Origin of the sequence: Knoellia flava TL1, from assembly GCF_000768675.1 — a bacterium.
Classification (GTDB): Bacteria; Actinomycetota; Actinomycetes; order Actinomycetales; family Dermatophilaceae; genus Knoellia; species Knoellia flava.
Genome location: NZ_AVPI01000010.1, coordinates 17,255 through 29,755, shown reverse-complemented (window position 1 = coordinate 29,755; position 12,501 = coordinate 17,255). Strand labels below are relative to the sequence as shown.

The 12,501-nt window shown below is 72.3% G+C and carries 10 protein-coding genes; 3 read left to right on the top strand and 7 right to left on the bottom strand.

Annotation, left to right across the window (positions count from 1 at the left end; translation table 11 throughout):
- Positions 1-10: 10 nt before the first annotated feature.
- From N798_RS04600 to N798_RS04590, 3 genes are all read right to left on the bottom strand, one after another.
- Positions 11-310: a DUF4193 domain-containing protein gene (locus tag N798_RS04600; RefSeq protein WP_035902900.1), complete on the bottom strand. Its 300-nt coding sequence runs from the start codon at positions 308-310 to the stop codon at positions 11-13.
- Positions 311-467: 157 nt separating this feature from the next.
- The gene (locus tag N798_RS04595; protein ID WP_035946633.1) at positions 468-1,316 is read right to left on the bottom strand and encodes an inositol monophosphatase family protein; all 849 of its coding nucleotides are present in this window, start codon (positions 1,314-1,316) and stop codon (positions 468-470) included.
- Between the two features lies 1 nt (position 1,317).
- Entirely contained in the window at positions 1,318-2,436 is a 1,119-nt protein-coding gene (locus tag N798_RS04590; protein ID WP_035946632.1) for a ferrochelatase, read from the bottom strand.
- 112 nt (positions 2,437-2,548) lie between these two features.
- Between N798_RS04590 and sepH the strand changes: the two genes are divergently transcribed.
- Positions 2,549-3,724 carry a septation protein SepH gene (gene sepH, locus N798_RS17215; protein ID WP_052116918.1) on the top strand — a complete coding sequence of 392 codons (1,176 nt, stop codon included), beginning with the start codon at positions 2,549-2,551 and terminating at the stop codon, positions 3,722-3,724.
- 278 nt (positions 3,725-4,002) lie between these two features.
- Here sepH and N798_RS04580 read toward each other — a convergent pair whose 3' ends face one another.
- The 4 genes from N798_RS04580 to N798_RS04565 are packed head-to-tail and all read right to left on the bottom strand — an operon-like array spanning position 4,003 to position 9,157.
- On the bottom strand, positions 4,003-4,680 hold the full coding sequence (locus N798_RS04580) for a thymidine kinase (protein WP_035946630.1): 678 nt from the start codon (positions 4,678-4,680) through the stop codon (positions 4,003-4,005).
- An 11-nt stretch (positions 4,681-4,691) separates the two neighbouring features.
- Positions 4,692-5,852, bottom strand: a complete 1,161-nt coding sequence (locus tag N798_RS04575) for an alkaline phosphatase family protein (RefSeq protein WP_035946628.1) — start codon at positions 5,850-5,852, stop codon at positions 4,692-4,694.
- Positions 5,849-6,451, bottom strand: coding sequence for a DUF5998 family protein (locus N798_RS04570; RefSeq protein WP_035946625.1), 603 nt, complete (start codon positions 6,449-6,451; stop codon positions 5,849-5,851). Before N798_RS04570 ends, N798_RS04575 begins: the two co-directional genes overlap by 4 nt.
- 39 nt (positions 6,452-6,490) lie before the next feature.
- Complete coding sequence (locus tag N798_RS04565; RefSeq protein ID WP_035946624.1) at positions 6,491-9,157, bottom strand: bifunctional acetate--CoA ligase family protein/GNAT family N-acetyltransferase; 2,667 nt, start codon at positions 9,155-9,157, stop codon at positions 6,491-6,493.
- A gap of 32 nt (positions 9,158-9,189) precedes the next feature.
- Between N798_RS04565 and N798_RS04560 the strand changes: the two genes are divergently transcribed.
- Both N798_RS04560 and N798_RS04555 read left to right on the top strand, forming a co-directional pair.
- On the top strand, positions 9,190-9,819 hold the full coding sequence (locus N798_RS04560) for a nitroreductase family protein (protein WP_035946622.1): 630 nt from the start codon (positions 9,190-9,192) through the stop codon (positions 9,817-9,819).
- Positions 9,820-9,887: 68 nt separating this feature from the next.
- The gene (locus N798_RS04555; protein WP_035946620.1) at positions 9,888-12,326 is read left to right on the top strand and encodes a DNA gyrase/topoisomerase IV subunit A; all 2,439 of its coding nucleotides are present in this window, start codon (positions 9,888-9,890) and stop codon (positions 12,324-12,326) included.
- The last annotated feature ends 175 nt before the right edge of the window (positions 12,327-12,501 follow it).

Sequence of the window (12,501 nt, the reverse complement as noted above, 5' to 3'; positions counted from 1 at the left end):
TCACCGGTGCTCAGGCTGCGCACTCGCTGCAGACCATCTGGCCGTTCTTCTCGGAGGCCAGCTGGCTGCGGTGGTGCACGAGGAAGCACCTCGAGCACGTGAACTCGTCGGCCTGGCGCGGGATGACCCGCACCGACATCTCCTCGCCCGAGAGGTCCGCGCCCGGGAGCTCGAAGCCCTCGGCCTGCTCGGTCTCGTCGACGTCGACGCTGGAGGACCGCTTGTCGTTGCGACGGGTCTTCAGCTCCTCGATGGAGTCCTCGGACAGCTCGTCGTCGGTCTTGCGTGGCGCGTCGTAGTCGGTCGCCATTGCGCTCCTTCCCATGTCCATGGGGTGGGTGCCGGAGTCGTTCTCCGGTCCCTGCCGTCCCTGCTTCGCCCAGTCAACGCACGGACGGTCGTTTTTGTGCCCGTGCGAGCGGCGATTGTGCACCATCGCCGTGGATACCGCCACAGCGGGGCCGACACTAGCCCTCGAGGTGGGTTCTGGTGCCGACTTCGACGACTTCGGCGAACTTCGTCCGCAGGCCGGGCGCGCACGCCCACGTGAGGGACTCGCCGGGGCCGTCGAGCCCGCCGACGACGGCACCGGCCTCATGGGCCACGAGCCAGCCACCGGCCAGGTCCCAGGGGTTGAGCCCGGTCTCGTAGTAGGCGTCGACGCGGCCGGCCGCAACGGCGCACAGGTCAAGCGCGGCGCTGCCCGCCCTGCGGATGTCGCGCACCTGCGGGAGGAGGTCGAGCAGCAGGCGGCCCTGCCGCTCGCGGCGCTCCGCGGCATACCCGAAGCCGGTGGCGACGAGGGCCTGACCGAGGGAGTCACACGAGGTGGGCACGAGCGGCGCCTGCTCGTCACCGACGACGAGGAAGGCGCCACCTCCGCTCCGGGCGCGGTAGAGCTCGTCGGTCACGGGGTTGTAGACCGCGGCGGCGAACGGGCGCCACCCGCCGTGCTGGGTGGGGTCGCCGACGACGGCGGCGACGGAGACGGCATACGCCGGGATGCCGTAGAGGTAGTTGACGGTGCCGTCGATCGGGTCGACGACCCACGTGATGCCGGACGTGCCCGCCGCTCCCCCGTCCTCCTCGCCCATGACGGCGTCGTCGGGTCGCGCCTCGCGCAGGCGCGAGAGGAGGTGGTCCTGCGAGGCCTGGTCCATCGCGGTGACGACGTCGGTGGCGGTCGACTTCGTCGCGGCGACCTCGACGGCGTCGGGGCGCTCGTCGACGACGAGCCGGCCGGCGGACCGGGCGACGTCGGCGGCGAGGGCCTCGAGGGCGGCGGCGAGGGTGTCGTCGGGGAGGGAGAGGTCCATGTCAGTCCCGCCCGCAGAGCGCCGGCTTCGCCGCACGCAGGTTGGGGCAGCAGCCGCTCGCGCAGATCGACGGCCGCACGTCCCCGGCGTCGGCCTGGGCGGGGATGACGACCTCCTCGCGCGCCTCGGCGGCACGCTCGTGGACGAGGTCGACGAGCGCCTCGACGAAGAGCGGGTGCGTCCCGGCGGTGGGGACGCGGGCGAACCGCACGCCGACCCGCTCCGCCGTCTCGCGCGCCTCGCGGTCGAGGTCGTTGACGACCTCCATGTGGTCGGAGACGAAGCCGATGGGCGCGAGGACGACGGTGCGCACCCCCTCGCCGGCGAGCTCCTCGATGCGGTCGTTGACGTCGGGCTCGAGCCACGGCGTGCGCGGGCTGCCGGAGCGCGAGCAGAAGACGAGCTCCTGCTCGAGGGTGACCCCGCTGCGCTCGGCGAGGCCCTGCGTGACGAGGGCGGCGGTGCGGAGGTGCTGCTCGACATAGAGGTTGCCGTCGCCGTCCCCCGGGCCCGAGGTGTCGTCCATCGCCTCGGGCACCGAGTGGGTGACGAAGAGCAGCCGGGTCGTCGCCGGGTCGAGGTCGTCGAGGCCCTCGACCGTGGCGACGAGGCGCTCGGTGTTGACCGCGACGAACCCCGGGTGCAGCGCGTAGGGGCGGATCTTGTCGATGACGAAGTCGGCCGCGGCGACGCCGAGCTCCTCGGTCGCGGCGGCGAGGTCCTCGCGGTACTGGCGGCAGCCGGAGTAGGACGAGTAGGCCGACGTGACGACCGTGCAGAGGCGCAGCAGGCCCTCGGCGCGGGCGGCGCGGAGGGTGTCGACGACGAAGGGGTCGCTGTTGCGGTTGCCCCAGAGCACCGGGATGCGCGAGCCACGAGCGGCGATCTCGGCCTGCAGCGCCTCGAGGAGCGCGCGGTTCTGGTCGTTGATCGGGCTGCGGCCACCGAAGTGGTGGTAGTGGGTCGCGACCTCCTGCAGCCGCTCCTCGGGGATGTCGCGCCCGGCCGTCACGCGGCGCAGGAACGGCATGACCTCGTCGGGCGCCTCGGGCCCGCCGAAGGAGAGCAGGAGGACTGCGTCGTAGGGGGCGAGGGCGTCGTCGTCGGTCGAAATGGCCATGACGACAACCTAACGAGCACCGGATCGCCGATCACCCCCGGCGTGGGCTGCTTTGTCACGAGGGTCCGAGGTGGCACAGTCGAGGTGTCCAGTCCACGGCCCGGGAGTTCAGATGAAGGACCTTCGTCTCATCGGCGTCCACGAGGACGGCGAGCACGTCCTTCTCTCCGACGTCGAGGGCCAGCGCTACCGGGTGCCCCTCGACGAGGCGATGCGCGCTGCCGCCCGTCGCGACCGCCCTCGCCTCGGCCAGCTGCAGATCGAGATCGACGGCGGGCTGCGCCCGCGCGACGTGCAGGCGCTCATCCGCGCCGGCCTGTCGACCGAGGAGGTCGCCGACCGCGCGGGCTGGACCGTGCAGAAGGTCCAGCGCTTCGAGGGACCCGTCCTCGCCGAGCGCGAGTACGTCGCCAACCAGGCCCGGGCCTGCGTCGTCGGCACGACCCGCGTCGTGTCGGGCCCGAGCGCGGGCACCGTGACCGAGCAGACCCTCGGGTCCCGCGCCGAGGAGCGGTTCAAGGGCCGCGGCGTCGCCGGCGAGCTCGTCCGCTGGGACTCCTCCCGTCTCGACGACGGCCGCTGGACCGTGACGGCCACGTTCCCCGCCGGTGGGCGCGAGCGCACGGCGGCGTGGACCTTCGACCCCCGGCTCAAGTCACTCCTCGCCACGAACGACGAGGCCCGCTGGCTCAGCGAGGAGTCGCGCGGCGACTCCGCCATCCCCACGCCCCACGTGGCGACGACGGCCAACGCGACGAGCGCGGTCTTCGACGTCGAGGCCGAGGGTGGCGTCGAGGAGGCCCGCCCCACCCGCCGCCCCGGCTCGCAGCAGCCCATCGACCTCATGGCGGCGATGCGCGAGCAGTCGCACCGCTCGCGCCGTGGACGTGGGCGCGGTCGCCCCGCACCGACGCACACCCCGGGCGAGGAGTCACCCCGCGACGACGCCCTCCCCCTCGAGGAGCTCGCCCTCGACCCCGCCGACGCACCCGAGCCTCCGGCCGCTCGCGGCAAGCACCCCGTCGCCGCCCACCTCGACGATCGCGACCACGCCCCCGCCGAGCTCGCCGAGCTCGCCGACACCCCCGAGCCCGACCCCGACGAGCCCGAGACCACCGAGCCCACCGACGAGGTCGAGACCCAGGACTCCACTCCCGGGCCCGAGCCCGAGCCGGTGGCGCCGCCGACCCCCGCCCGCAAGCCCTCCGGTCGACGGAACGGTCGCAAGAGCGTGCCCAGCTGGGACGACATCATGTTCGGCGGAGGCCGCGGAGCCAACAGCTCCTGACCCGCCCCGTCACGACGAGGGCGGCTCGCGAACCTCGCAGAAGAGCAAAAGGCGCCTTGTATGCCGTGATGAGGCCTTCGTACGCAAGGTGCCGTCCCAGCGGGAGCGATCAGGTGCTGGTTCGCCGCTGGCTGGGACTGGCGGGAGCGCGGAGCGCGCTCAGCGCGCGACGTGCGGATGGACCTGCGGCGAACCAGGACCTGAACGCGACCACCCACGAAGGGTGACCGACGCGAGTCAAGTGAGCGGACGGCATACGGGCGTCTGGCCCGAGGAGGTCAGCCTTGGGGCGGGACGGGGCAGACGTCGAGGTCGAAGGGCAGCACATCCGGGGTGGACGAGGCCTGACGGGCGGCGTGGCTGCTCATGCGGCGCATGTAGTGGCGCCGGCAGAGCACCTCGTACTCGACGAGCGTGTCCGTCGCCGCCGCAGTGTCGCCGACGACGACCTGCTCCCCCTCGACGACCATGACGCCGTCGATGATGCGGGCGTTGTGGGTCGCGCGCCCACCGCACCAGCACAGCGCGGCGACCTGGAGCACCTGGACCCGGTCGGCGAGCTCGAAGAGCCGCTTGGACCCGGGGAAGAGCTCGGTGCGGAAGTCGGCGGTGATGCCGAAGCAGTTGACGTCGATGCCGAGCTCGTCGACGATCCGGGCGAGCTGCTCGATCTGGGCGGCGGTGTAGAACTGCGCCTCGTCGCAGATGAGGTAGTCGGCCCGCTGTCCACGGGTGAGGTGCTCGACGACGACGTCCCAGAAGTCGAGGTCGTCGTCGACCTCGTGGGCCTGGGTCGACAGCCCGAGCCGGGAGCTGAGCACCGACTCGCCCATGCGGTCGAGCTTGGTGAAGATGAGGCCCTCTCGCGAGCGAGCCCGGTGGTTGTGGTCCATCTGGAGCGCAAGGGTCGACTTGCCGCAGTCCATCGTCCCGGAGAAGAACACGAGCTCAGCCACGAGGCGACACCCTATGTCGCGCGGGCCGCGACGTGGAACATCGGCACGGGCACCTCGTCGTCGGTGAGCGAGCCGTGGAGACCGACGAGAGCGAGCAGCTCCGGGCGGTGGTGGCGCGAGTCGACGATGGCGTGCGGGCCTTTCATCGCGACGACGACATCACCGATGCGTGGAAGGTGCTCGGCGTGCACCGTTCCGAAGAGGCCGCCCGACACGGCCTCGTCGCGCGAGAGCACCCAGGCGAGGTCGCCGACCCGGGAGCGCCACGTCGTGAGGACGTCGTCGACGGCGCCGGGCTCGCAGTAGAGCTGGGGCGCGCGCGGCTCGCCGCCCGAGTGCCGCACCCCCTCGGCGAGCTCGGCGTCGTGGGCGAGGTCGAGGCGGTTGGCCATCGGCACGTCGACCATGCCGTGGTCGGCCGTGATCGTCAGCGAGCAGTCGTCGGGCAGCCCCTCGGCCAGGCGCGCCAGGGCGCGGTCGATCGTCTCGAGCTCGTCGCCCCACTGCCACGACTCGCAGCCGTGGACGTGACCGACCTTGTCGAGGTCGCCCCAGTAGAGGTAGGTGAGGGTGCGGCCGCGCGAGCGGGCGTGCGCGAGCGTGGCGTCGACCCGTGCGTCGAGGGCCTGCGCGGCGACGAACCTGCCGCCGCGCAGCGCGGCCCGCGTGAGGCCGGAGCCGTCGAAGAAGCCGGGACCGATGCGCACGACGTCGACCCCGGCGGCTGCGGCTGTCTCGAACCACGTAGGCCGCGGCTGCCATCGCTCGGGCACCGGGCCGTCCTCCCACGACAGCTCGTTGAGGAGCCGGTCCTCCCCCGGCACGAGCACCTCGAACCCGACGAGGCCGTGCGACCCCGGAGCGAGGCCGGTGCCGAACGAGCCCATGGAGACCGGAGTCGTCGACGGGAAACCCGAGGCGATGCGGCGGGCGCCGGAGAAGTGCGAGCGCAGCCACGGTGCGTGTCCGCCGCGGCGTCGCAGGAGGTCGTGGCCGAGCCCGTCGACGAGGACGACGACGGCACTGCGTGCGGGCGGCAGCTCCCAGTGAGCAGACGGCGAACCGGTCGGGCCGACGACCCCCATCGCCGCGACGACGGACGGCAGCACGTCGCCGAGGCCACCCTCGGCATAGGCCGGGGCGGGCGCAGGGCCCGGCACCGGCGAGGTCACTCGCCGAGCGAGGCGGAGAGGGCGTGCGCGAAGGCGATGGCCTGCTCGAGGGCCGGGTCGCCATCGGCGGTCGCCGACACCCGGAGGGCGAGGTCGTCGCTCGAGATCGTGCCGTCGTAGCCGTGGTCGGCGTCGCACCCGGGCTCACCGCACGTGGCGGGCAGCAGGTCGACCCGGCTCACGGCGCCCCACCCGAGGGTGAGGGTGAGCTCGCGGCCGAGCGATCCCGGCACGTAGTTCTGCGGGTCGGCGACGACGTGGGTGAGCATGACGCCGCGGACGGCCGACAGGGGCACGCTCTCGGTCGTCGCCGTCGCGACCTCCTGCTCGGAGGCACCCGCGGCCTCGTCGGCGTGGTCGTCGGCGTGCGCGATGACGAGGCGCGTCGACGTGAGGACGAGGACGGTGACGTGGCGTCGGATGACGTCGCGGTCGAAGGTCGTCTCGAGGTGCACGAGGTGCGAGCGCACGGCCTCACCGGCCAGTGCGGCCGAGACGACGTCGGCGACGAGCGCGGGGTAGTAGCCGGCCCGCTCGATCGCGTCGGTGAGGTCTCCCGGGAGGGTCGGGACGTCGAACGAGCGCTTCATGCGTCCCATTCTGCCGCACCGGTCACGACGTGCCTGCCGTCGCCGGGCTCAGGTGAGCGAGCGCCGCCCCGGGTCGGCCCGACGCTCGACCGGCGCGACGGTGACCTCGGCGCCGAGCACCTCCACCCCGCCCGGGTGCGCGTTGACCGGGTTGAGCCTGAGCGAGACGACCTCGGGCATGTCGTCGCTGATGACCGACACGCGCGCGATGAGGTCCGCGAGCGCGGCGCGGTGGACGGGTGTCGACCCGCGGTGTCCGTGGAGCACCGGCGCGGCCTTGACCGAGGAGATGAGCTCGGAGACGGCGACATCGGTGAGCGGCGGGATCCGGTGCGCGATGTCGTCGAGCAGCTCGGTCGGCAGCCCGGAGACCCCGAAGCTCACGACCGGCCCGAAGAGGGCGTCCTCGTCGGCGGTGACGACGCACGCGACCCCGGGCGTCGCCATGCGCTGCACCTCCAGCTGGCCGGCCGCCAGCGGCGAGAGCCGCTCGTGCAGCGACGCCCACGCCTCGCGCACGGCGTGCTCCGACCCGAGGTCGACCCGCACCCCGGTGACGCCGCCCTGGTGCCGCAGCATCGGCGCGGTCGACTTCACGACGACGGGGTAGCCGATCTCGTCGGCGGCGGCCACCGCCTCCTCGACCGTCGTCGCCTTCCGCGAGGGCCAGACCTCGATCCCGTATGCCGTGAGCAGCGCCGCGGTCTCGTCGGCGTCGAGCCTGCGCCCCTCGGGGCTGACCGAGAGCACCGTGTGGACCACGTCCTCCGCGACCCGGCGGTTGATGCCGGCGGGCGCCACGGGCACGCCGTGGTCCTTGTTGCGCCACTCTGCGTACTTCGTCGCCTTGGCGAGCGCGTAGGCGGCGTCCTCGGGCATGGCGTAGATCGGGATGGCCTGCCCGGTGTCACCGCCCTCGTCCATCGAGGTCGACGAGTCGACGCCACGCATGCCGAGGAAGGTCGCGACGCACGTCTTGTCCGAGCCACGCGCGGCCCGGCGCACGGCCTCGGTCACGTCCTCGTCGTGGGCGACGATCGGCGGGATGAAGCAGGTGAGCACCGAGTCGACGTCGGGGTCGTCGAACGCGCGCGCCAGGGCTTCGCGGAACTCCTCGGCGCTCGCCTCCGAGGGCAGGTTGACCGGGCCGTGGGTCACGGTGAGCCCGCGCCCGGCGACGGCACCGGCCGACAGGGCCCCGAGGGCCGAGGAGTTGCCGACGACGGCGACCCGCCGTCCGGACGGCAGCGGCTGGTGCACGAGGAGCTGGGCGACGTCGAACATCTGGTGGACGTTGGAGACCCGGATCGTGCCCGCCTGGCGGAGCATCGCGGAGAAGACCGCCGGGCGGACCTTCGTCGTGCGGACGCGATGACCGGGCGGGACGCCGTAGGACGACACACCGGACTGGACGACGATGACCGGCTTGATGAGCCCGAGGTTGCGGGCGATCCGCGAGAACTTGCGCGGGTTGCCCATCGACTCGAGGTAGAGGCCCACGGCATGGGTGCCGTCGTCGTCGATCCAGTACTGCATGAGGTCGTTGCCGGAGACGTCGACGCGGTTGCCGGCCGAGGCGAAGACCGAGATCCCGAGGTTGCGGCGGGCCGCCGACGCCAGCACGGCGATGCCGAGCGCACCCGACTGGGCGAAGAGCCCGAGGTGCCCCGCTGGCGGCATGACCGGCGAGAGCGACGCGTTGAGCGAGAACTCGCGGTCGGTGTTGATGAGCCCGAAGGAGTTGGGCCCGACGATCCGCATCCCCGACCCGCGGACCCGCCGCACCAGCTCGGCCTGGAGCTCGTCGCCCTCTCCCCCGCCCTCGCCGAAGCCCGAGCTGATGACGAGCAGCGAGCCGACACCAGCCGCCGCACAGTCGTCGACGACCTTGAGGACCTTCTCGGCCGGCACGGCGACCACCGCGAGGTCGACCGGGCCCGGGACGTCGCCGATCGTACCGAAGGTCCGGCGTCCGAGGATCTTCTTCGCCTTGGCGTTGACCGGGTGCACCTCACCGGTGAATCCGGCGTCGAGGAGGTTCTTGAGGAAGTGGTGGCCCATCGACGTCTCGGACCGGCCGGCGCCGATGACCGCAACCCTGCGCGGGCGCAGGATCCGGCTCACGCTGATGGCCTCGGCGCGGTGCTCGCGCGACATCGCCACGGCCTTGGAGCGGTCGGTGGGCTCGATGTCGAAGTGGAGGGCGACGATGCCGTCCTCGACCTTGCGGCTCACCTCGTAGCCGGCCTCGGAGAAGACGGTGAGCATCTTGCGGTTCTGCGGCAGCACCTCCGCGGTGAAGCGGGTGATGCCGAACTCCTGCGCGATGGCGGCGAGGTGCTCGAGGAGCACCGACCCGACACCTCGCCCTTGGTAGTGGTCGCTGACGTTGAACGCCACCTCCGCCGAGCCGGGCTCGATGCGGTCGTAGCGACCGATCCCGATGATGTCGTCGCGCAGGGTGAGGACGAGCGCGACCCGGTCCTCGTAGTCGACGTGGGTGAAGCGGTGGACGTCCTTGTCGGACAGCCGCTTGAGCGGGGCGAAGAACCGAAGGTAGATCGACTCCTCCGACTGGCGCGAGTGGAACTCGTGGATCGCCGCCTCGTCGCTCGGCCGGATCGGTCGCAGGTGGGCCACGCTGCCGTCGCGCAGGACGACGTCGGCCTCCCACTGCACCGGGTAGCCCGGCGGGAGCTCGACGTCCAGGGTCATGCCCGTCATCGTGGCACGAGACCATGGGAGGCATGGAACTTCTCGACGCGGTGTCGCGCCGTCGGATGGTGCGCCGGTTCGACCCCGACCGGGAGGTCCCGCTCGACACGGTCGTCGACCTCGTCCGGCTCGCCCAGCGCGCCCCGAGCGCCGGCCACACGCAGGGCTGGGACGTCCTCGCCCTCCTCGACCCGGCGGACCGCGAGCGCTTCTGGGAGGCGACCCGCGAGACCGACCGTGAGCCCGACGCGTGGCTGCGCGGGGTCTCCGCGGCGCCGGTGCTGCTGCTCATGCTCGCCGACCCCACGGCATACCTCGACCGCTATGCGGAGCCGGACAAGGGCTGGACCGACCGCTCTCTCGAGCGCTGGCCCATCCCCTACTGGGACACCGACACGGCCATGGCCGCGATGATCCTCCTCCTCGGCGCTGTCGACGCCGGCCTCGGCGCGCTCTTCTTCGGCGTCCCGGCCGCGCGTCACGACGCCGTCAGGACCGCGTATGCCGTCCCGCCCGACCGGCGCGTCGTCGGCGTCGTCGCCCTGGGTCACGAGGCGGAACGGGTGCGCAGCCCCTCGCTCGCGCGGGGACGGCGCCCGATCGGTGACGTGCTGCACGTCGGGAGGTTCGGCGAGTCGGCGGCGGCACCGTCGGACGGCTGAGTGAAGATGGAGTGATCGCCCACGACGCGTCGTGGGACCACCCGACAAAAAGGCAAGCCCGAACCTCCATGGCCAAGCGCACGACGACACCGCCCGAAGAGATCGCCGAGAACATCGTCGACATCGACGTCGGGCTCGAGATGCAGAACGCCTTCCTCGAGTACTCCGTGTCTGTCATCCACTCGCGGGCCCTGCCGGACGTGCGTGACGGGCTCAAGCCGGTACAGCGTCGGATCCTCTACTCGATGAGCGAGATGGGGCTGCGCCCCGACCGTGGCCACGTGAAGTCCTCGCGCGTCGTCGGCGACGTCATGGGCAAGTACCACCCCCACGGCGACACCGCGATCTACGACGCCCTCGTCCGCATGGCCCAGCCGTTCACGATGCGGCTGCCGCTCGTCGACGGCCACGGCAACTTCGGCTCCCTCGACGACGGCCCGGCGGCCTCCCGCTACACCGAGGCGAGGCTGGCGCCCGCCGCCCTCGTCATGACGGCGAGCCTCGACGAGGACACCGTCGACTTCGTCCCCAACTACGACGACCAGCTGCTCCAGCCCGGCGTGCTACCCGCGGCCTACCCCAACCTGCTCGTCAACGGCGTGAGCGGCATCGCCGTCGGGTTCGCGACCAACATGGCGCCGCACAACCTCGTCGAGGTCATCGGGGCCGCCCGCCACCTCATCGCCCACCCCGACTGCAGCCTCGACGACCTCATGAAGTTCGTCCCCGGACCCGACCTGCCGCTCGGCGGCCGGATCGTCGGCCTCGACGGCATCCGCGACGCCTACCTCACCGGCAAGGGCACGTTCCGCACCCGCGCGACGGCACGCATCGAGAAGATCACCCCGCGCAAGTCCGGGATCGTCGTCACCGAGCTCCCTTACCTCGTCGGCCCCGAGAAGGTCATCGAGCGGATGAAGACCCTTGTCCAGGGCAAGAAGCTCCAGGGCATCAGCGACGTCAAGGACCTCACCGACCGCAAGCACGGCCTCCGCCTCGTCATCGAGGTCAAGAACGGCTTCAACCCCGAGGCCGTCCTCGAGCAGCTCTACAGGCTCACGCCGATGGAGGACTCCTTCGGCATCAACAACGTCGCGCTCGTCGACGGGCAGCCGCAGACCCTCGGGCTCAAGGACCTGCTGCGCCACTACGTCGAGTTCCGCATCGACGTCGTGCGCCGCCGCACCGCCCACCGCCTCGGCAAGGCCAAGGACCAGCTCCACCTCGTCGAGGGGCTCCTCATCGCGATCCTCGACATCGACGAGGTCATCCAGCTCATCCGCAGCAGCGAGGACACCGCCACCGCCCGGTCCCGGCTCATGGACGTCTTCGACCTCAGCGAGGTCCAGGCCAACCACATCCTCGACCTCCAGCTGCGCCGCCTCACGAAGTTCTCCCGCCTCGAGCTCGAGCAGCGCCGCGACGAGCTGCAGAAGCAGATCGAGGAGCTCGAGGCCATCCTCGGCGACGAGAAGCTGCTCCACCGCACCGTCTCGAGCGAGCTCGCCGAGGTCGCCAAGAAGTACGGCACCCCGCGCCGCACCGTCCTCCTCGAGTCCGCCGGCAACCCGGTGAGCGCCGCGACACCGCTCGAGGTGAGCGACGACCCGTGCTTCGTCCTCCTCTCCTCGACCGGCCTGCTCGCGCGCACCTCGAACGCCGAGCCGATCCCCGCCGAGGGCCCACGCGCCAAGCACGACGCCGTCGTCGGCGCCGTCCGCACGACGGCCCGCGGCGAGGTCGGCCTCGTGACGAGCCGCGGCCGGATGGTCCGGATCAGCGCGCTCGAGCTGCCGGCGCTCCCACCGCTCGGCGGAGCCCCCTCGCTCTCGGGCGGTGCGCCGCTCGCGGCCTACGTCGACCTTCCGCGCGGCGAGGAGCCGGTCGGCATCGTCTCGCTCGACCCCGACGGTCCCGGTCTCGCCCTCGGCACGGCGCAGGGCGTCGTCAAGCGGGTCACCGCCGACCAGCCCAAGGCGCACGACTGGGAGATCATCTCGCTCAGGGACGGCGACTCCGTCGTCGGCGTCGGCCAGGTCGTCACCGGCGACGAGGACCTCGTCTTCGTCACCTCCGACGCCCAGCTGCTCCGCTTCCCCGCGTCCTCGGTCCGGCCCCAGGGCCGCACCGCCGGCGGCATGGCGGGCGTGAGGGTCGCCTCCGGCCAGCGCGTCGCCTTCTTCGGTGTCGTCGACCCGAGGCGCGAGGCCGTCGTCGTCACCGCCTCCGGCTCGGCCGACGCACTCCCGGGCACCCAGCCCGGCGCCATCAAGGCCACCCCCTACGCCGAGTACCCCGCCAAGGGCCGCGGCACCGGCGGCGTCCGCGCCCACCGCTTCCTCAAGGGCGAGGACACCCTCGTCCTCGCCTGGGTCGGCGCCACCCCGGCCCGCGCGAGCGGGGCCGGCGGCGTCGCCATCGAGCTGCCCGAGGCCACCGGTCGCCGCGACGGCTCCGGCGTCCAGGGCTCCTCGGTCATCACCGGCATCGGCGCGCCGCCCGCCTGAGGCGAGCGCCGGTCCACCGATCCGGTCGGGCCGGTATACGGCGTTCGTATGCCGGACGGCCACGCCACGCTCGCCGCGCGTGTTACGCGATCGTGACCGGACAATCTCCCAGAAGTGATGACTCACGTATGTAACCGCTTTTACACTGCGAGACGGATCACCCTCAGTGCCGAGG

What these genes read in the sequence shown, in the direction of transcription:
- N798_RS04600 (WP_035902900.1), bottom strand. Translation starts at nt 310, where the DNA reads ATGGCGACCGACTACGACGCGCCACGCAAGACCGACGACGAGCTGTCC.
- N798_RS04595 (WP_035946633.1), bottom strand. Translation starts at nt 1,316, where the DNA reads ATGGACCTCTCCCTCCCCGACGACACCCTCGCCGCCGCCCTCGAGGCC.
- N798_RS04590 (WP_035946632.1), bottom strand. Translation starts at nt 2,436, where the DNA reads ATGGCCATTTCGACCGACGACGACGCCCTCGCCCCCTACGACGCAGTC.
- sepH (WP_052116918.1), top strand. Translation starts at nt 2,549, where the DNA reads ATGAAGGACCTTCGTCTCATCGGCGTCCACGAGGACGGCGAGCACGTC.
- N798_RS04570 (WP_035946625.1), bottom strand. Translation starts at nt 6,451, where the DNA reads ATGGGACGCATGAAGCGCTCGTTCGACGTCCCGACCCTCCCGGGAGAC.
- N798_RS04565 (WP_035946624.1), bottom strand. Translation starts at nt 9,157, where the DNA reads ATGACCCTGGACGTCGAGCTCCCGCCGGGCTACCCGGTGCAGTGGGAG.
- N798_RS04560 (WP_035946622.1), top strand. Translation starts at nt 9,190, where the DNA reads ATGGAACTTCTCGACGCGGTGTCGCGCCGTCGGATGGTGCGCCGGTTC.
- N798_RS04555 (WP_035946620.1), top strand. Translation starts at nt 9,888, where the DNA reads ATGGCCAAGCGCACGACGACACCGCCCGAAGAGATCGCCGAGAACATC.